At 34.9% G+C, this 19,362-nt stretch carries 25 protein-coding genes; 1 reads left to right on the top strand and 24 read right to left on the bottom strand.

Annotated elements, in window-relative coordinates; translation table 11 throughout:
- Window positions 1-11: 11 nt before the first annotated feature.
- The 24 genes from BR77_RS05945 to BR77_RS18630 form a co-directional block, all read right to left on the bottom strand.
- Window positions 12-254: a phage holin gene (locus tag BR77_RS05945; RefSeq protein WP_035064214.1), complete on the bottom strand. Its 243-nt coding sequence runs from the start codon at window positions 252-254 to the stop codon at window positions 12-14.
- 18 nt (window positions 255-272) lie between these two features.
- Complete coding sequence (locus BR77_RS05950) at window positions 273-503, bottom strand: hemolysin XhlA family protein (RefSeq protein WP_035064217.1); 231 nt, start codon at window positions 501-503, stop codon at window positions 273-275.
- 25 nt (window positions 504-528) lie between these two features.
- A complete protein-coding gene (locus BR77_RS05955; protein ID WP_035064220.1) occupies window positions 529-1,929 on the bottom strand; it encodes a tail fiber protein in 1,401 nt (466 codons plus the stop codon).
- Between the two features lie 14 nt (window positions 1,930-1,943).
- Window positions 1,944-2,582, bottom strand: a complete 639-nt coding sequence (locus BR77_RS05960) for a hypothetical protein (RefSeq protein ID WP_155520273.1) — start codon at window positions 2,580-2,582, stop codon at window positions 1,944-1,946.
- Entirely contained in the window at window positions 2,572-3,750 is a 1,179-nt protein-coding gene (locus tag BR77_RS05965; RefSeq protein ID WP_051926669.1) for a baseplate J/gp47 family protein, read from the bottom strand. The genes BR77_RS05960 and BR77_RS05965 overlap by 11 nt, the downstream gene beginning before the upstream one ends.
- Window positions 3,743-4,111 carry a contractile injection system sheath initiator gene (locus BR77_RS05970; protein ID WP_051926671.1) on the bottom strand — a complete coding sequence of 123 codons (369 nt, stop codon included), beginning with the start codon at window positions 4,109-4,111 and terminating at the stop codon, window positions 3,743-3,745. The genes BR77_RS05965 and BR77_RS05970 overlap by 8 nt, the downstream gene beginning before the upstream one ends.
- Complete coding sequence (locus tag BR77_RS19000; RefSeq protein ID WP_185751408.1) at window positions 4,111-4,326, bottom strand: hypothetical protein; 216 nt, start codon at window positions 4,324-4,326, stop codon at window positions 4,111-4,113. The genes BR77_RS05970 and BR77_RS19000 overlap by 1 nt, the downstream gene beginning before the upstream one ends.
- 119 nt (window positions 4,327-4,445) lie before the next feature.
- Complete coding sequence (locus tag BR77_RS05980; protein WP_051926674.1) at window positions 4,446-5,249, bottom strand: phage protein; 804 nt, start codon at window positions 5,247-5,249, stop codon at window positions 4,446-4,448.
- Entirely contained in the window at window positions 5,242-5,577 is a 336-nt protein-coding gene (locus tag BR77_RS05985; protein ID WP_035064226.1) for a phage baseplate plug family protein, read from the bottom strand. Before BR77_RS05985 ends, BR77_RS05980 begins: the two co-directional genes overlap by 8 nt.
- Before the next feature lie 23 nt (window positions 5,578-5,600).
- Window positions 5,601-6,155 (bottom strand): phage baseplate protein, encoded by a 555-nt coding sequence (locus BR77_RS05990; protein ID WP_035064229.1) that lies wholly within the window; start codon window positions 6,153-6,155, stop codon window positions 5,601-5,603.
- 2 nt (window positions 6,156-6,157) lie between these two features.
- A complete protein-coding gene (locus BR77_RS05995; RefSeq protein WP_035064232.1) occupies window positions 6,158-11,188 on the bottom strand; it encodes a tape measure protein in 5,031 nt (1,676 codons plus the stop codon).
- Between the two features lie 2 nt (window positions 11,189-11,190).
- Window positions 11,191-11,382, bottom strand: a complete 192-nt coding sequence (locus BR77_RS06000; RefSeq protein WP_035064234.1) for a hypothetical protein — start codon at window positions 11,380-11,382, stop codon at window positions 11,191-11,193.
- Window positions 11,363-11,698 carry a hypothetical protein gene (locus BR77_RS06005; RefSeq protein ID WP_035064238.1) on the bottom strand — a complete coding sequence of 112 codons (336 nt, stop codon included), beginning with the start codon at window positions 11,696-11,698 and terminating at the stop codon, window positions 11,363-11,365. Before BR77_RS06005 ends, BR77_RS06000 begins: the two co-directional genes overlap by 20 nt.
- Before the next feature lie 55 nt (window positions 11,699-11,753).
- Window positions 11,754-12,152 carry a phage structural protein gene (locus BR77_RS06010; protein WP_015076511.1) on the bottom strand — a complete coding sequence of 133 codons (399 nt, stop codon included), beginning with the start codon at window positions 12,150-12,152 and terminating at the stop codon, window positions 11,754-11,756.
- Window positions 12,153-12,171: 19 nt separating this feature from the next.
- Window positions 12,172-13,200 (bottom strand): DUF3383 family protein, encoded by a 1,029-nt coding sequence (locus tag BR77_RS06015; RefSeq protein WP_015076512.1) that lies wholly within the window; start codon window positions 13,198-13,200, stop codon window positions 12,172-12,174.
- A 14-nt stretch (window positions 13,201-13,214) separates the two neighbouring features.
- Entirely contained in the window at window positions 13,215-13,667 is a 453-nt protein-coding gene (locus BR77_RS06020; RefSeq protein ID WP_035064240.1) for a phage neck terminator protein, read from the bottom strand.
- Window positions 13,651-14,013: a hypothetical protein gene (locus BR77_RS06025; RefSeq protein ID WP_035064243.1), complete on the bottom strand. Its 363-nt coding sequence runs from the start codon at window positions 14,011-14,013 to the stop codon at window positions 13,651-13,653. Before BR77_RS06025 ends, BR77_RS06020 begins: the two co-directional genes overlap by 17 nt.
- A 3-nt stretch (window positions 14,014-14,016) precedes the next feature.
- The gene (locus tag BR77_RS06030; RefSeq protein WP_035064246.1) at window positions 14,017-14,607 is read right to left on the bottom strand and encodes a hypothetical protein; all 591 of its coding nucleotides are present in this window, start codon (window positions 14,605-14,607) and stop codon (window positions 14,017-14,019) included.
- A complete protein-coding gene (locus BR77_RS06035; RefSeq protein ID WP_016356461.1) occupies window positions 14,607-14,951 on the bottom strand; it encodes a DUF4054 domain-containing protein in 345 nt (114 codons plus the stop codon). The genes BR77_RS06030 and BR77_RS06035 overlap by 1 nt, the downstream gene beginning before the upstream one ends.
- A 12-nt stretch (window positions 14,952-14,963) precedes the next feature.
- On the bottom strand, window positions 14,964-15,338 hold the full coding sequence (locus tag BR77_RS06040; protein WP_035064249.1) for a hypothetical protein: 375 nt from the start codon (window positions 15,336-15,338) through the stop codon (window positions 14,964-14,966).
- Between the two features lie 18 nt (window positions 15,339-15,356).
- A complete protein-coding gene (locus BR77_RS06045; RefSeq protein WP_035064252.1) occupies window positions 15,357-16,238 on the bottom strand; it encodes a DUF2184 domain-containing protein in 882 nt (293 codons plus the stop codon).
- A gap of 17 nt (window positions 16,239-16,255) precedes the next feature.
- Window positions 16,256-16,714 carry a structural cement protein Gp24 gene (locus BR77_RS06050; RefSeq protein WP_035064255.1) on the bottom strand — a complete coding sequence of 153 codons (459 nt, stop codon included), beginning with the start codon at window positions 16,712-16,714 and terminating at the stop codon, window positions 16,256-16,258.
- Window positions 16,715-16,716: 2 nt separating this feature from the next.
- Window positions 16,717-17,823, bottom strand: coding sequence for a DUF2213 domain-containing protein (locus BR77_RS06055; RefSeq protein ID WP_035064258.1), 1,107 nt, complete (start codon window positions 17,821-17,823; stop codon window positions 16,717-16,719).
- A 13-nt stretch (window positions 17,824-17,836) separates the two neighbouring features.
- A complete protein-coding gene (locus BR77_RS18630; protein WP_080732536.1) occupies window positions 17,837-17,995 on the bottom strand; it encodes a LysM peptidoglycan-binding domain-containing protein in 159 nt (52 codons plus the stop codon).
- Between the two features lie 101 nt (window positions 17,996-18,096).
- Here BR77_RS18630 and BR77_RS18635 point away from each other — a divergent pair.
- Window positions 18,097-19,238, top strand: a protein-coding gene (locus BR77_RS18635; protein WP_233463432.1) for an IS3 family transposase whose coding sequence is annotated in 2 segments (ribosomal slippage) — window positions 18,097-18,343 and window positions 18,343-19,238 — 1,143 coding nt in all. Because the reading frame shifts where the segments join, the coding sequence is not laid out codon by codon here.
- Window positions 19,239-19,362: the final 124 nt, after the last annotated feature.

The following is a 19,362-nucleotide window of genomic DNA, read 5'->3' on the forward strand; positions in this document are numbered from 1 at the left end:
ATTAATGAGAGCTACTTTTTTAATGTTCGTTCACTGTCTGTAATACCTGGTACAGTCGGATCGTTAACAATCCCTAAAATACCTAGCAATAAAAACAGTGTATTAATAAATTGCATGACTTCATTTTCAATTAACTCTTTAGCAAATTCAATTTGAAACCATGAAAGAACTTGCTGAATTAATACTAGTAACAATGGAATCATGGCGAGCCAAAAAGCTTTTGACTTAAAACGGACTTTCCAATTAACTTTCATCAAACCACCCCCTTTCAATTAAGACCTTGTAATGAAATACGTTATAAATGAAATACCTATGGTGATAATAAACCCCCAAGCCCATTTATTATTTGCTTTCATTTCAACGATTGCCTTTTGATTTTCTTTAGAAATTGCTAAAGCCCGACTCACATCCCTTGTTAATTCATCAAGTCCTTTAGTTTGTTCCTCGATGCGAGCTAATTTAACAAGGATATCTCTCCATAATTGTTCTTCACCATCTACCAATTCCCCACCTACTTTCTACTATTTATTATCCAACAAACCATGTTCCATTAAACGCAACTGTATTACTAGTCATCGTTGAATATACGCAAGTTAAATCCCTAGAAGGTCCTGTAACAAAAGAGGCATTCTGAGTTCCTGCATTATTATAAGCTAGTGTAGCATCTATATTTTCATCTTGAGAAGGTCTGAACATAGCAGGGATTAGTGCAATTGTTTTTCCATTTGTAGAACCTGGAGCATTTATCATTCCACAAAGATGAACAATATTCCCTATTTTTCTAATTTTTAATGGATTTGCAGTTAATGCAGTATATCCATTTTGCATAACCAAATTAACCCAGCCTGTATCAGTAACCGCAGGTTGTTTAGCGTTCCAACTATCACGTTCTGCTGCAGTAATGTGTTTAGTAGTATCCATAGCGTGTGAATTAAACTCCACTTTGGTTGCTTGTTGACTATTATCAACATTCGAAAGACCTACTTGCGCCTTCGTGACTGAATGAGGATTCGAAACATTTGATATATGTGCTGTAAATTCTACTTTAGTTGCTTGTTGAGTGTTATCGACATTACTTAGTCCAATCTGTGCTTTAGTTACAGCATGAGGATTGGATTTGTTAGTTGAATGTGCTGTAAACTCAACTTTTGTTGCTTGCTGAATATTATCAACGTTACTCATTCCAACTTGTGCTTTGGTAACACCGTGTGGATTACCTTTATCTGCAACATGAACATTTAATTGAGCTTCACTAGATTTTGCTGCATCATATGCACTTTTAACTGATTTTGGAGTAGCTGCGGATGAAATATCTGAACTTACAACTGAATCAACAAGCCTTGTAATTCCTGAAATAGATGATGAAGCAGATGGCACATTTTTTATTTCACTAAAATTATGACTATGATCTCCAGTAGCTTTACTATTCCAATTGATTCTCTCTGTATCTGTAATGTGTTTAGTAGTATCTGTATTGTGAGAATTAAATTCCGCTTTTGTTGCCTGCTGAATATTATCAACATTACTTAGTCCAACCTGTACCTTCGTAACCGAATGTGGGTTGGTCTTACTAGCAACGTGACTATCAAATTCTACCTTTGTAGCCTGTTTACTATTATCGACATTTGAAAGTCCTACTTGGATTTTGTCTACACTATGTGGATTATTTTTATTACTTGTATGGTTTTCAAATAAGTTTTTATCTGCTTTTTTTGCAATGTTGACATCTACTTCTTCTTTTGTATATGTCTCATCTTTTGTATAGACTCGTTCTTTTATTTCAGAAAGAAATTCAGAAACTTTGTACCAGAACCAATTAAACAAAGAAGCAGGTGGTTTAACTCCTGCTTTATGTCCTTCGGATTTTAAATTTTCTGAAGGTTCAATTCCTGCATTTTTCCAATCTGGAACCTCTTTTTTTAATCCCATTTTATTGCTCCTTTCTATATTGGTAAATCTATCCCATTATCTAAATAGGTATCACCAAAAAAACCACCAATAGTAGCTTCTTCATTGGCAAAACCTTTTAGTTCATCATAATCGTCATAAGTTTCACTAAACTCAAACGTCCCTTCCAAATTAATAGAAATAACTCTAACCCCTGCCATTACGGAATGTTCAACAATTTTAGTAAATGTGCCAACGTTCATACCAATTGCATTCAGAGCACCTAGTGGCGTTTTTTCAATAACTATTGCTAAGGGTTCGTCGCTTATCTTTGTATCCTTACTTTCAACTGCTGAAATAACACTAATATCAGTTGGTTGGCAATTTACCGTCGCACAAATGGCTCTAATAATATCATCAAACGTCCCTGATGACTGGGCTCTAATGATACGCGACTTAATTAATAACCTATAAATTTCATCATCAGCCATTCCTCTATATTGCTCTAAATCGGCTCCAATTTTATCTAAAACAATTCCTTTAGCCTCATCAATAGAGCGCCAATTTTCAATTTTTTCAACCGTTTGAGTCACGCCGTTAACCTGTTCACTTAAAATAATAAATAGTTTTCCAAAATTTGTTTCTTTGGTTTTAGCGAAAGCATCCGGAATCATACTTAACATTTTATTCAACACTATTAATCACCTCAATTGCTTCTAGTGAAGTAATTAAAATAGTTTTTATTGGTGGCACAATATCTGAACTAGCAAGTACCTCTGGATCTAAACCAATTTGAACAGTTGAATTCAATACTCCTGGAACCTCATAAATAGGTCTAAATAATTTTGTATAGATTAAAGTCTCTGATAAACCTAGCCCATTATGATACTTTTCATCTGAAGTACTACCACCAACATATTCAATGATAGAATCTTTAATTAATTGAATCCCCTCAACTGGAAATAAATTAGAAGTTTGAATCTGAATTTTCATATATACAACTTTAGTAATTGCTTTACTAAATCTAATCTCATGTTTATTTCCATCTAATGCAGTCGCTACATAATTAATTTCTCCACTTGTTCCTACTCCAGCACCAATAGTATTAAAGATCATTTTACCTATATCAGCATCGTTACCACCTACTGCTAAAACATTAATGGCTTTTGGTGGAATTCCATCTTTTTCAGCCATGGTATTGTTAACATTAACTTGTACACTAATAACACCACTTACATTGCTTACTTTTGAAATAATTGCATCAACGGTTGCATTATTCTGTGCCAAATTCCCTTTTATAAGACGTTGACGATAAGCTAAATCACTCTCTTCATCAATACCACCTACTGCTTCACTTAAGTTCGTAACTGAGATTAATTCTTCTACCGGCTCACTAATCACTGTAATTGTATTAGCAGCAACATTATTAAGTGCTCCTTTACCAACAGAAACTGCTTCAACAGAAGCTTGCCCTTCTGCATCTAGGATAGCTTTTTCAGTTGTAAAAAACCGAATTCCTTCTTTAGTTTCAAAAAAAGAGCCCAATTTCAATTGAAATCCTGGGGATCCAAATACTTTTAAAAAAACGGTACTTTCTGTTTCCGGATTACGAACAATATTTCTATTTCCTCCATGACGATCAAGTTGAATTCCTTCACTAGATTTAATGAATCCTGAAAAATATACTTTTTCTACAACCTGCCATACTACAGATAAAAACCATGCATAGATTCTTAAGATAATCCCTAAAGGTGTATAGCTTCGTGTATTAATATCTTCACCAAAAAGTGCTTTTGCTTTAAGCTCCATTTCATCAATTAATTCCGAATAAGTTAGTATTTTAAGACCTTTTTCATTAAACATCTAATTTCACCTCCCCTGTTATTGTAGAATTAATTTCATATTCGGTAGAAATTAACTTAGCTTCAAATGCAATAGATGCAATACGTCCTGAGATAGTAATGGTTAAATCATTAATTATTTCAATACGATCATCTTGAGATATACACTCAATTAAATCGTCTCTTGCTTCATCTATATTAAAATTTTTACCTAATAAATTATTTCTATCTAACCCAATATGTTCATCTAAAAAAAATTCCTCTAGTCTTATTTTTAAAAGCGAAGTAACTGATTGAGAAACCTCACTTTCAGCCTCAATGATAGAAAATGAACCATTCGTAATTAAAATATCCCCTTTTTGTGATACTTGAAGACTTTTCATCACAGCACCCCCAAAATAATGGCATCATTATCGCTCATTAATGTGTGAGCCGCTGGGTCTATAAAATTGCCACCGTTTAAGTTAGCAATTGATCGTTGGGCCGCAATATAAACTACCGTTGCACCTACAATTGCATCATCAATACAATGCTTTGTAATCGGTACATCATTAATTATAGTTTGTTTCAATAGCTTTCCATCAGACGTTTTCATCATAAATAAAGGTTGTACACTAGCCTTATTTCCATTTATTGAAACTATTCTACCTAGACTACAGGTATTAATACTCTGTAAAATATTCCTTTTAAATTCTTCAAAAAACATACTTGCATTACTCATTCGATCACCAACGCTTCTGTAATAAAAGAAGAACCATCAAAACTATGTCTGCCTGACTTAGCTCTGAAAGTTCCTTTTATATTTTTAGTATCTAATTCAATGATACTTGCTGTGCTTATCTTATGTTGTAGTGTGCATTGAATATTATATCCTTTGTAATCTTCGGTTTCGATTCTTTCAGGTGATCCTATAAGTCCAGTTTCGCTACTTAGTTTAAAACGTTCATCATCACCTTTTTTTAAGTCTCTAATGTATATTCTGCCTCTTCGAATATACATTGATGCCTTACAATCAGCAATAATTTCATTAAAAGCATCACTAATTGTTCCACTTACTTTATAGCCACTCGAATATACCTTATCTTCTGGTAATTCTAAAACTGCAGGTGCAGAACCAAGTTCGCTACATAGTCGATTTAAAATTGTAGAAGCTTTTGTATCATTTGCGAAAGTTATATTTGTTGGCTTGGCACTAAAATTAAAATAGTCAGTTAAAGTAATAACGGTTTCCTTTGTTGGACCATTAAATTTAGTTTCAACCTTAGCAACTGCTCCTTCAAGTAACGCTCCCCAGTCAGAAGGATTTCCAGCAAATACAGACATATTTATACCTTTCTTTATTTTGCTTATTGAAGACTGGCTTAAATTAAATATACTAACTATACATTCATTTGGTGTGGAATCATCATCAAAAGGAATATCCACATGAATTTCGATATTGGGATATCTATAAATTACAAAATTACCTGCTGCCACGTCTTCAAAATGTACATCTAATAGTTTTGCTTCTAATTCAGACATCATTTTCACCACCATCATCAATATAAAGAAATACTGTTTTACCAAAATTAGACTTAGTTACTCTTTCTTCAATATTTGCACTATTAGAAGGAATAATTGTAGGTGCTGGTATGCGACTATCAATTATCCCCTCGAATAAAGGCTGATTTAAAATGAGTTTTTCTGATAAAATGATGGGAGTCTTGTCTAATTCAAACAGATCAATAGTAAAAAAATCATACTTATCATTATAATTTATTCCCATCAAATAAACTATATTCGCGAGTTTAACTTCGAAAATAACAGGAACTTCTTCTACGCTAAAAGAAATAATAGAATTATATTTCATTCGTTCCAATCCTTTCCTATCTATTATTGATACCTTATTTTAACGCCGATTGGTATTGAGTGAGCTAGCCACTTATTTTCAGAATAACCCATAATCGTATTAAGATTCCTTCCATATTTTTGAGAAACTCCCCAATACGTATCGCCAGCTCTTACAAGATGAAAAAGCATATTATTAGTTGATACCACCGGTTTATTCCCTGAGTTGGATGGAGTCGTTACTTTTTTAACCCATGGACTTTTAGGTATTCGGATTCTTTTTAAGTTAATTGTTACACCTACTCCGTTACCAACTTCTTTAGCATAGCTAGTTGTAATGTCCGTTATAAGTACGTCGGAAGCTATCATTCTTCCGACATACTTAACAATTGAACCTTTCTCCATCTTTATTTTTAAAGATTTCAATTCATTTTCTGAACTGGAAGAAATAATAAAACCAGAAACCGAGAATGAATCTTGTACTTTAATTACTGCATCATTTATTGGCATTCCTTCCTCAACTGGATATTCAGTTACTGTCACAGCATAAGTTGCTGTGTCTGTTTCATTTACAATATAAATCCCATCTAACTTAGCCATTATTAATAAGCCACCCCAGTTCCGAATTGACGTCTAAATGTTTCAAAAGCTCTTTCAAGTGCTTCATCTACAGCTTTTTTAATCTGCGACTCACTAACTCCGCTTGAGTTATCTCCCATAGAAATATTTATAATAGGACTAAAGTTAATTGTTTGTCCTTTGTTTCTTTCTTTAGGATTATTCAATAACTCTTTCGTCTTATTGTTTGAATGAATAGTTCCAGGAGAATCCATTTCAACAATTTCAGGACCTTCTTCACCTACAAGGATTGATTCCTTGATTGGTGGACGACCACCATTTTTATAGCCATGTCCATGACCAATTACGCCAAGCATAGAAGTTGAACCATAACGACTTTTTGCATAGTTCATTGCAGCAAGCATGTTATCAAAGCCGTTAAAAATATCGCCATGACCAGCATGTTTATAAGCATTAAACGTTGCGGAAATTGTTTGCAATAGTCCTTTTGCCAAATCACCAGTTTTATTGTTAATGTCACCAATATCACCTTGTACAGCTTTTTCATTTCCTCCGGACTCTGATTGAATTTGACGCAACCAAGCACCCACATATGCCTCCGATGCTGGTAAACCATTTAATGCAAGAGATTTCATTACTGTTGGTCTCCAACGTTCAGCACCTTCTCCTGGTGGACTAATGCTAATAGCGCTTAGTTTGTCTTGTACCCAACCTTTTGCACTTTCTCCTACTTTGGTTAATCCACCAAAACCAAAACCATCAATAGTGCTCTCTTTCTTATATTTATTGAAACTGCTTAATAACTCTGTTACTTTTCCAACTGGATCAGATATCCAATCATAAGCTGTTTTTGCTGCTCCCGAAATAGCACCACCTATATTTTCAGCAGTATCCGAAACTTTATTTTTCACGTTTCCTACAAAATCACTTAAGCTTGAATTCCCCTTATCAAATCCAGGTAATACTGTTCCTTTTCCTAACCCACCACTAACAACTTTTTTAGAATCTTTATGATTTAAAATCTTAGTATTAGCTGAAATATTGGCTATTTCAGGACCATTAACCCCTAAGACTCTTGCTGTTGAGTTTGATTTATCATAAGCTAATTCAAACCCTTCTTCTCCTACTAAAGAGTTTCCTCCGTTAAAACTAGAATTTCCCCGGTAATTCATTGGCATGCTTCCACTTGAAGGTTCTGAATAACTTTTCCCACTGTCTAATCCTTCTGGGTTATAAGGTTTTATTGGTGAAAGATTGAAAAACTCTAGAACTTTATTGATACCAAATAAAAATCCATTAAGGTTGGAAGCAAAATTCACTTTGAATTGACGCCAAATAGCCATTGAGGTTTCTGCTATATTCGTTGATATATCATTAAAGCCTTGTTTAAATTCATTCCATTTTTCAACTGCTTGATCTTTTGTATCAATGAAATTTTGTATAGTTGAGGCTTTCAATTGATCCCATTTACTTAGGACCTCACCCTTTTCCCAATCAACTTCTTGAATATGCCCTTCAGCTTGTTTTTTTGCTTGTGTAACAACTCCATCATGGGTTTCTTCAGCTGCTTTAACCGTTCCGTCTCTTTGCTCTTTAGCTGTTTTTATTGCCTTTTCATAAGCTTCTTTACTAATACTCCCTGTAACAAATCGCTCTTCATCTAAAATACGTTTCGTTTCATTAAACTTATCATTAGCAGCTTTAACAGCACCTTCTTTTGCCTTATAAGAACTTTCAACAATACTAGCAGCTTGTTTCGCACTCATTTTTGACGTGCTATCTTCTAAGTTACCTAAAATAATCTTTTGTTCCTTTGCAGAATCAGAAAGTGCTGAAGTGGCTAGCTTATTTTGTTCCTCAATTAATCGTTTCTTTTCTTTGTCGTTTTCCTGTGCAATTCGTTTCTGATCAGCCGAAGCGATTTGTTCAATTCGCTTAATTCTCTCGTTTTCTGCATCTGTTAGAGCTCTGCCTTCTGCAGCAGCTCTCTCCTTGATTGAATTCTTTTGATTCTCATATTCAGCCGTGGACGCTAATGAATCAGCCCTTTGTTTTTCTTCAAGAGCTTTTAATTGGTTATTGTTTTCAGTAAATTTTTTAGTCTTTATTCGATTTAGTTCTTCACCGGAACGTTTTGCACTATCAACTGTTGATTGATCTACAACCCCTAGTTCTAACAATTTATCGAAGTTTTTTGCTGACTTATTTTGTTTTTCATCTAAGCGAGTTAAAACTTGTTTTTCCATCAAGTCATATGTCTTCATAATGTCTTGATAACCTTTTTCAGACATTGGCTTACCAGTAATCGCCATATCCACTTGACTAGTAATTACTTTATCGCTTTTGTCCATATATGAATTAACTCTTTTGGCCGTATCTTTTGTTACACCTTCACCCTTAGCTGCTTGTAAAGAAGTAATATTTTTACCTTTTATTTTGGTTTCTAGAGGATTAGAAAAGAATCCAGTAACGCTTTCTTTAGCTGATTGGTAAGATTTTTTTATACCATCTGCACTAACTTTTGCTATAATCTCAGCATTTTTGAAATATTTACCAAAAGTTTTATCATCTTTAGCAGATTCCCAAAGATCACTAGTAGTCTTAGTGATTGATTTCCAATTTTTTTGGATGTAACTTCCAAATTTCTTCCCAAATTCTGAACCAGCAAACGAGCCAATCATCCCACCAATTGCTGTACCGATACCGGGGAATATTGCTGTACCAATAGCTCCTCCAGCAAGTAATCCAGCTGTAGAACCACCAAATTTACCTAGTTTTTCACCTTTATTTTTTTTGTTCATTCCAAGTAAATCTAATGCGCTGATACCAACACCCACAAGGGCACCAGCTCCAGCTAATTTTCCGACCGTACCAGTTGTTTGTAATCCTAGTTTTGCCTTACCAAAGAGCGAAAGGCCTTTATTTACTCCATTGGCTGAATTTGTAGCCATTAAAGCAGCATTTTGAGCTGTAACAGCTGACCTAGAAGTTCCTACTGTTAGTCTTCTTAATGCAGAAGCATTAAGCGCCTGACTTTGTGCTGCATTAGCTGTACTAACTGCTCTTGCATTTAATCGGCTAGAACCAGTTGAACTTAGTATATTTAATCCAGCATTTTGTGCTGCATTCCTTGAAACTCTTGTTTGTACCTGTGAAGATTGAACAAATTGAGGAACATTCCTCAAAGTCCTTGGTGCCATTCTGTATTGCTGCCTTGTCATAATTTGAGAGCTATTTCCAACATAGGGGCTAAAGTTTGAACGTTGTACAGATTGTTGCGTTACTTGAGCTGTAACTGCCATTGATTGCATAGCACCATTTGCTTGAGTTGCAGAGGTAATAGCCTTAGTACCAATCCTGCTAATAGCTCTAGTTAAGCCACCCACAACTTTTGAAACTCCAAATACAACACTTGAAACTTTTCTGAATGCCATAAAACCGGCAACACCAATAGCAGTATATTTTGCAACAGAAGTCATTCTATCCGGATGCTCTTCAGCATACTGTTTTATGAATTCCAATGGTGGCTTTAACACATTGTCAACAATGTAACCAAATCCTTTTATCGCTACTATTCCGCCTTCTAAAAAGCCCGGGCCTAAGGTTCTGCCAAGAGCTAATGCAGTAGGAATAAAATCTTGTTTGATAAAATCATTTGTTGTCGCAAAAATTTCTTGAATTGGTTTCCATGCTGGTTTTAGTGCTTTGCCTGATTTAGCTACAAAATCCGGTAGCTTTTTAAATTGGTCACTAAACCATGCCATCCCTTTTTGAATATATGGTTTTGCTGGTTCTAACATAGTGGCCATAGTCGAAGTAACTGCGGACTTCATGGAATCAAGTGATCCTTTCCATGTTTTTTTCAGTTCTGACATAATTCCACCTAGTTTAGTCGTTTCTCCTGCAATTCCATTGGAACCTTCTTCAATACCTTTAACAAGCGTAGCTATGGCTTTACCTGATTCTACTGAACCAGAACTAATCCTTTTTTGCATTTCCTCAACTGAAACTCCACCCTCATTGGCTAGAATTTTTAAGGCAGGAACACCTGCTTCAGTAATCGTATTTAATTGCTCCATAGAAACTTTTCCTAGAACTTGCATTTTACCAAAAGCTCCGGATAATTGATTTATTCCTTCTGACCCTTTACCAGATGCAGCTGCTAGGTCACCAATTGCTTGCATTGTTGGAACAACTTTATCAATATCCATCCCAAATGCAAGTAAGTTTTTACTGTTCGTTGCTAAATCTTGGAATGCGTAAGGCGTAGTTTTAGCAAATGCTAAAATTTCTTCCATAAAAGAGGAAGTTTTCTTTTCATCTTGGAGCATGACATTTAAAGATAAACGTGCATCTTCAATAGCACTTAAACGCCCCATACCTGCACTAAATAAACTTCCCGCACCTGCAACTCCTGCTGTCGCACCTAGCCCCATGATTAAACCTTTAGCTGTATTTAATGGTTTGTTTATTCCATTTTCAATTGAATTAGCTGCTCTGTCAGCCATTGAATAAACATTAGAACCTAAATTATTAAAGCCACTTGTAAGGTTTGTTACTCCACTGCGAGCGTTATTTAGTGAACTTCCAACTCTAGAACCAAAACTGCTTGTAGAATTGGTTGCACTTGTCAATGCGGAACCCATATGTACCACATTCGACCTAGCAGACTGAGCTAAATTACTTACATTGTTTATAGATTGTGAACCTCTCGTACCAAATTGAACAACGTTATCCGTACTAGTTCTAATCGCGCTATTTTGAGAATTTAACGATTGTGTGTTTGTTTGAATAGAACGGTTCGAACTATTGTAAGCACTTTGTGTTTTTGCACCCATCTGAACAACGTTATTAGCACCAGTCTGTGCAGTCGAATTGTATCTATTTAATGAAGAGGTGGTATTATTGATAGCTGAATTAGTCCCATTGTACGATTGTTCAGCTTTTCCAGATTTAGAAATAATACGATCAGTTTCTTCGTTTGCTTGTTTTAAACCAGAATTATTTACTTTCCAATCTATCTCAATAGTCGTTTTTCTTAAAGCACCAGCCATATTTATAACCCACCTTTCATTAGTTTAATTTTTTGAAGCGCTACTTCATTCAAAATAGTTAATTCGGATGCTGTAGAAACATCAATTTCTTCTTTTGTTGCGATACCTGCAATGACAGGAAGCCAAAAATGAAACTCTTTTTCGACTTCCCTAACTGCATCCCGGTTTGAAATACTAGTTGAGCAATCTTCCAAGAAAGTTATCAGCTAATGCCATAACCTCACGATAGCCAGCATTTTCATCCCAATAATCCCAATTCGTTTTTGGTTCAATGATAACAATTTCCATCAATTGGTGATTATAGGCTTCATCACTGATTACACCATTTAGCATTTTTGACCCATCAAGAATTTGTTGTGCTTTGCGAATACCAGGGAACTGAAACTTGTATTCAACGCCTTCTACTGTAACGGTTTCTTGTTTACCGAATTTTTTTAATGGAGTTTTTTCTTCCTCAGGAATTGAATTTTTAGCTTCTACTGCTTTGATTGTTTTAGTTTTTTCTGTCATGATATTTTCCTCCTAATTTTTATTAACTTAAAAAAGCACTCTTTTAAGGGAGTGCTTAATCTACTGTATGCTTATAATCTAAGACTTTAAAACTGAATGAACGAGCACCAACTGACTTGCCAAATCCAGCATCCGGTAGCTTCTCAATGATCGCTTTAGACCCACCAATGACTTCTGTTCCATTGACTACTCGAACCGGAACAATTTTCTTCTCGTTAGCAATTGCCATCATTTTAGGGTAACAAGGAGATGTTTGAGCCAACTCAATTTTAATCGTTCCTAAATTATCATTATTAATCGCTGCTGATGCTTGGCCTTGTGCATCGACTTTGATTTCAGCATTATTAGCATCTTTCGAACAGGTAACCATATCTCCGTCACCAAATCCAAACAGATTAATACTATCTACAATTATTGATACCGCACGGGCATCATAGGTTAACATATCTTCCATAGATTAATTTCCTCCTTTTTTAAACTTCAATTGTTCCACTTACGTCAACAGAATGGATTGCTCCAGAACGTTTATAAGTGAATGAAAGTCCTTTGTAATTTCTTGCTGCAATATCTTCTGGTTTTAAATCAGTACGTTGTAATGCTGTAATTGAGTAATTTCCATTTCCGGTTTCATCGACGACATCAATAATACCGTTACTGAATGCTTCCTCAAATACTGTTGTTAATTCATTACGAAGTAACGCAATACCATTGGAATCAAAAGTGATTTTATCAGTATTAGATAATAAACGTTGTAAACGCGATTCAATATTTGATTTAATCCAATGATCTCCATGAAGTGAGTCAATAAATTCACCACTAATCGTTTTACCTTCTGAAGTTTGAGGAATTCCAGCTTTTTCAACATAGGCTAAACCACCAGCTTTATGAATTTCTTCAAGGTTTGAAACCATTAATTTTTGTGCTGTAATTCCAATTAAATTTGGACGTCCCTTCCATGTTACGGATCCAACAGTTAAATTAGCAGTATTCCCAATTAACGCAGCATCTAAATATTCTTCTGCTAGAGTATGGACCAATCCAATAGTCAGCGAATTTTTAGCAAAAGGTGTTAAATCACTCGCTTTAGCAACTTGTAATACTAAAAATTTGAATTTTTGTTCTTCGATAAAATTGCTTAATGCTAAGCCAGTATCTGATTCAAATTCTGCAAGTAAAGCAAAATGCCAATTTTCAAAAAAGTATTCCTCAGCTGCTTTTACAATATTACCAGAAGTTCCAAGACGATCTGGTGCAGAATCTTCTTCCTTATAGGTGATAACAACGATATTTTTAGGCATATTTACTTGGGCAAACACTGCTTTAGCTTTTTTATAAACTGTGGTATTTTCCCCAAAGTCTTTAACCAACCCATCCAAACTAGAATATTCTTTAAACGTTTGTTCAATCCCAACAGCGAAAATAGCTGGAATACCTAAACCAATTTTAGGTTGTGGTTGTTGAACATTAATGGATACTGTTACATCTGTAATTGCTTCTACCATTATTTTATTCCCTCCTATAATTCTATATTTTCTATTTCTAATTCATCATCTTTATAGCTATCTGTTAATCTAAATCTTAGATCACATCCAGCTAAACGCTCATATTCAATACTTAAAAAGTTATCTCTTTGGCCACTACTAGAATAACTAACAAAAATAATATTTTTTTCCTCAAGGCGCTGTTTTGCTTCAAAAGTTCTAAAATATTTGTTCGTTTTAGCAGTAAGTGATAAAGCTTCTAAACCTGATAAACAATGCCACGTCAATGATACAACACATTCAAATTGCTCCCCAGTGACGATATCACTCGTGATGGAGATATAAGGTGAAATGATTGTATAAGCGCAATATGGATAATCAGGAATATCACCAATCGTGTTACTTTCGATTAGCTCTTTACCAGAAAATAATGAAACGGACTCAATCAGAAAATCAATCAGTTCCTTGTAATCATAGGTAGTTTCCAACTTTGTTCACCGCCTTTAGATAATAAACGTTAACGTCTGCATAGTGTTCCAAAAAGGGTTCTACGCTAATAACTTTGTACTGGTTAGAACCATCAATTGCAATCGAACCAAGAGGAACCGATTCTGCAATAAAAAGCTGACGGTCATTCTCAGTCAATGTGCCACCACTTCTAAAAATAGAACTATCTTTTAAAGGAAGAATTGCTCCATTTTTTTCTATTGGTGGTTTATCATCACGAACCCATTCTCCAGATACATAGTGACCACTTTTTTCATCTTTCGGAACTATAAGTTGAAAAGGAACTGAATACCCTTCTACAATTGAAGCAAATAGCATTCTTTCCATTGATTAAACCACCTTCCAAGTAACTGACTGCCTTAGCCGTCCAGTATTAATTAAAGGGTTATTAGTCCCTTTATTTGCAACTGTAGCAGCTGCATTTGATGGTCTTGAAGTTTCTTTTATTTTCTTCTGAATATCGCTAGCTATCCTAGCACCTAACTGACTATAAATTGAGTTGGCTGTTGCACTTCCTGAAATCAAACTATCAATTTGATTCGCAAAGAATTCTTGCCATTCTCCTTCTTTTTCGTCAAAAGTTGACCTTAAAAAAGAACGCTCTGGAATGTTCACCTCTTTAACAAGATAAAACATAACTTTTAGTCCTTTGTTACCATCAGATATTGCTAAAATATTTTTACCTTTAGGTTTGAAAAGACCTGGTATATCTCTTGCTGAACGACCATTAGCTTCTTTAGTTGGAATCGTAAGATACTGTTTTTTTGGCCTGATTGTAGCGCCAAATTCATTAACACCAGCAATCATAGCCATAAAAGAATCATCTTCACCAAATATACCAATTTGGAGACTTTGGCTATTTAGCTTGTCTAACTCCTGTTGCATATGGTCCATACCAGAAAAATCATCAGTGACTTTCATTAAACCACCACCAAGCTAATACCATTATTACCTTTTGTATATTCTTTCAACAAACGAGCATATTCTTGACCATACACCGTTCTTTTTAAGTCAGTATATGTTGAGTGGAAGCCAGAATATTCTTTTTTCAGTGATCCAATCTGTTCTGATTTCGTATTTTGATTATTCAAAACAGCCAAATGACAGGCTAAATAACGATTAGCTTGCTCTTCCATATCTTTTGGAAATTTCTTTTTTTTAATTTCATTCCATGAATCACTGATAAATAATTTAATTGCCTCATCACCTAGACTGGCCACTTCTTTAGCAGTAAGTTTCACCTTTTCAACTGTAGTTTCAGGCATATTAAAAACCTCCTAATCTTCTGTTTTAACAACGGAGTCTTCAGGAGGAGTCTTAATTGATTCAATTTGATTTTCAATTGCACTGATTAAAGATTTACGAGCCTTATTTCCTTTGCCTTTTTCAGCTTCAGCAAATTTACTTAGCAAAGCTAGATCAAACGTATCGCTGATTAGTTCTAAGGCTTCCTCTTTATTTAAATCAATAAAACTAGAAGTGTTAGGCCCTCCTACAACACATATTTCTTTATCTAATAAGACAGCATTTAAAGGAAGCTTCATTTCTTTTGAGAATTCTTTTTCCTGTTCTTCGTTTAATTCGTTTCCTCCTGGAATAATCATAATACTTCCAAAATGACGAATATATTTCCCTTTATTTTGTACTAACATATGTTTTCCTCCTTGTTTTTAAATTCCGTCTGCTCGAACAATTGCATAAGGTGTACGGATTAATGCACCACCGCAACGCTCTTCAAATGGTACTTTCCAGTTTGGATATGCCCATTCTTGTTCAAAACGTACAACATCCATCGGCAATAAAATTTCACAAGTTGATGAACGAGTATCCATAATAATAAAACAGTCCGTTTTATTTGTACCTGCTTTATCTAAATCAGAAACAGGAATAATTGACTCAAACCATTGATTCTCTTCAATAACTTTTAAGATTGTACGTGAATCAAAATCGCTATAACGACGATTTAGTTCTTCGTATTGAGTTGAAGAGACTAACATTTTAAGCGATGCTGTACGATACCCTGGAATAACGGTAATTTTTGCCCGAGTAGTTCGTACTTGTTCCACAATTTCATCACTTGTTGCTGTTTTCCATGTTTTTGCAACGTTAACAACTTGAATACCGTCAGCATTAGCGATCCCTTTAACATTAACTTTTGGATCACCTGTGAAAATAATACTATTTTCTTTTTCGGCAATAGCACGTCGAGCTGTTTCTGTTTTAGTTGCATCTACAGATTGACCTACTAATTGCGCTTGACGTAATTCTTGAACGCTAATTCTAATCCCTGCTGCAATTGTATAAATAGGTTGTTGAAATCTTTGTAAATCTGTATCTACTAGCGGAAGATCATCTGCTCCGTTAGCAATGATTTTAGCTGCTCCACTACGGGTCATTACGTTATAACCATATGTTTCTGCCCCTGGATGGATATCTGTTTTAATGTTAAAAATTAATCGTGCGACAAGCTCCTCTTTCGGTGCCTCATAAAGCACTTTATCAATTGCTTGTAAATCACGTGCTTCTAATGTTGCTGTTGGTTGATTTGACATTTATTTATTCCTCCTTTTTAAGGTAAGTTAATTTGTAAAATTGCTAAGCCGCCTGCTTGTGCACTTGTTTGAAAAATACCAATTGGCTTATCTGTTGAGTCTTCTGCTGTAGAAACAATACCAAAATTACCAGTCGCTTTAACACTAGCATACTCACCTTCTTTAACATCATCATCTACTTGAACCCAGATAGATCCTTTTCGTAAAACAGCTACCATCTCACCTTGACGATATTCTCCTGTTTTTTTATCATCATTGAATTTGATTTCGTCAACATAATTCTTAGCAAGAGCAACACCAAAGAAATTACCTGTGTCACAAGGTGCTGCAATGCTTTCATTAACTTGAACAGCTTGCCCAAATTTAATGCTATTCGTACCAACTGCTTTGGAATCAGCTTGCGTATTTTGATAGTTGGCTAACTTGCCAATACCTAACTCTGGAGACATATACTTTTGTGGGTATGGAATTGTCATGATTATTTTTCTCCCTTCTTATTCATATTTAAGCGATTTTGTTTCTTTTGATTAATTTCTTCATCTGCAGCCTTTTCTTTATCTTTAGCATCAGAGAAATTAACTCCGTGAGTGAATCCTTTATCAGCAACTAGTTCAGTCATTGAGTCAAAGAATGCATCAATATAATCATCTGATTTCCCATCAGCCTTAAAATCTTTTTTTGTTTCTAAGATAGCTGCTTCTTTAACCGTACGATCTGATTTACCATTAAATTCAAAAGAATCACCAAGAATAGGTTTAGCTTTTTCAACTAATTCAATCCGTGCTTGAACACGTGTATCCATCTCGTCTTCGTTTACTTGATTTTTCTTAAGCTCAGTAATCTCAGCTTCTTTAGCATCTAATTTTTCTTTTAATGCATCACGTTCCCCCTGCAAAGCATCTAATCCTTTTGCTTTAGTTTCAGCAGCATCTGCCTGTGCAGATAAAGCGTCAAATTTTGATTTAACAGCTGTGTCTACTTCAAACTCGGAACCATCAATAATAATTTGTGGCATTTTATTACCTCCATTTTGTTTATTTTTTTTTGAATCCATGACAAAATCGACAGAATCATTGAGGATTGCAACCTCTGGACCCGCCCGGCCTTTATCAACTATCGCTAGATGATTAACTTGCATATTTCTTTGAACAGAATCATAGTTCATACCGCTATAATTCCCTTTTTCGTCTTTGACATCAGCACTAAAACCAATTGACAATTCACGTTTCCCAGCCTTAATTTTTTGAATTGTAGCAGAATCTGTGACAGTAAATGACACTACTAAAGTATTATTTTCAACCCTTGCATCAGTATGAGTCATACCTTTTGAGTATTTTGTGAAATTATTCGCAGTAACTGCCTCATGTGGATGGTCATCTGTAACTGGTTTAGCATTTGCAGATTTAATTGTTTTATCAGAAAACAACTCTTCTGGTAGCTTTGCCTGCATTTCTACAGCTCCATCTTTTGTTAAATAAGGAAACACGCCAGGTCTAGTGATTGGTGCTTTGACAGTAAGATAGCCCTCATCAGTTTCGCTAAAATCTTCAATCAGTGCTTTGTCATAGAGGTTAACACGTCCCATCAGATTTAGCCCCCTATCCCATTAATTTTAATTGTTGACCAACATAAACGCTTGGATTTGTGTCATTGAAATTCAATTCCTTTAACAATCCTACAGTTATGCCATGCTTTGTAGCAATCGAATAAAGCGTTTCTCCTTCATCTACAATATGAATTGCTGGCTTAGTCTCCATAAATTCAGTTGGTGGAGTCTGGATATATACTAATAAAGTAGACAGTATTTTTAATGGTATACTGTTTATAAGTAGACACTAAAACGAAAGGAATGATTCAAATGTCCAATTACAAAAAATATGATGAAGAATTTAAGAAAAGCCTTGTTAATCTTTACCATGGAGGTAAAACACAAACTTCGTTGTGTAAAGACTATGGCGTTTCCTTTACAGCGTTATCCCGCTGGGTAAAACAATATTCTGAAGTTCAAATTGAAGATGGTTCTATCCTTACTGCTAAACAGATTAAAGACTTACAGAAGAAAAATGCTTTATTAGAAGAGGAAAACCTCATCTTAAAAAAAGCGATTGCCATCTTCACGCCACACTCAAACAACGATTAGATGCGGTTCATTTATTACGTTTTGATCATTCTATTGTGCGCCTTTGTAGAGTCTTAAACGTAAATAGAAGTACCTATTATAAACACTTTGACCCAACTCCTGCTCCTAGAACTGTTGAAAATCAACAGCTTCGACAAACCATTTTTTCTATCTATATGGATTCTAAAAAACGATTAGGTGCTGCGAAAATAAAAGTTGTTCTTGAGCGTGATTTTGGAATTTTCATTAGTGTTGGGCGAGTGTACCGATTAATGAAATCAATGGATTTGCCAAAAATGTCTACAGCTAAGCCGAAATTTTTATATGCGAAACCAAAGGTTTCTTTAGCTTACTCAAATCACTTAAACCAACAATTCAATCCGACTGAACCGAATCGAGTTTGGACGAGCGATATTTCTTACATTCCTGTTAATAAAGGGTTTGTTTATCTCTGTGTCATTTTAGATTTATTTTCCAGGAAAATTATAGGATGGCGCGTTCGTCCAACTATGGAAGCTTCTTTAGTCCTTGAGACACTTGAAACAGCTGTGAATCAAAGAAATCCCAAAGAGCCTGTTCTATTCCATACAGATCGTGGAAGCCAATACTGTGCGACTAGTGTTCGTCAATTTTTAGACACACATAACCTCGTTCCATCTTATTCCAAAGCAGCTTACCCATGGGATAATGCCGTAAACGAGTCTTTTTTTAAATATATGAAAAAAGAAGAACTGAACCGCAGAACATTTAGAACAATCCAAGAAGTTGAACAATCTTCATTTGAATATATAGAGGGTTTTTACAATTCAAAACGCCCCCATTCAGCAAACAATATGATGACCCCGAATGAAAAAGAAAAAATCTATTTTGGGTCTATCTAAATTGTATCTATTTTTGTGTCTACTTTATTGACATCTGTCCAGTCTTTATAGCTTTAACTGGCTTAACCTCCACTGTACTTGCTGATTCAGCTTCTTGAACCGCTTCTTTTTTCTGTTTTCCCAT

This window comes from Carnobacterium maltaromaticum DSM 20342 (genome assembly GCF_000744945.1).
Taxonomy (GTDB): Bacteria; Bacillota; Bacilli; order Lactobacillales; family Carnobacteriaceae; genus Carnobacterium; species Carnobacterium maltaromaticum.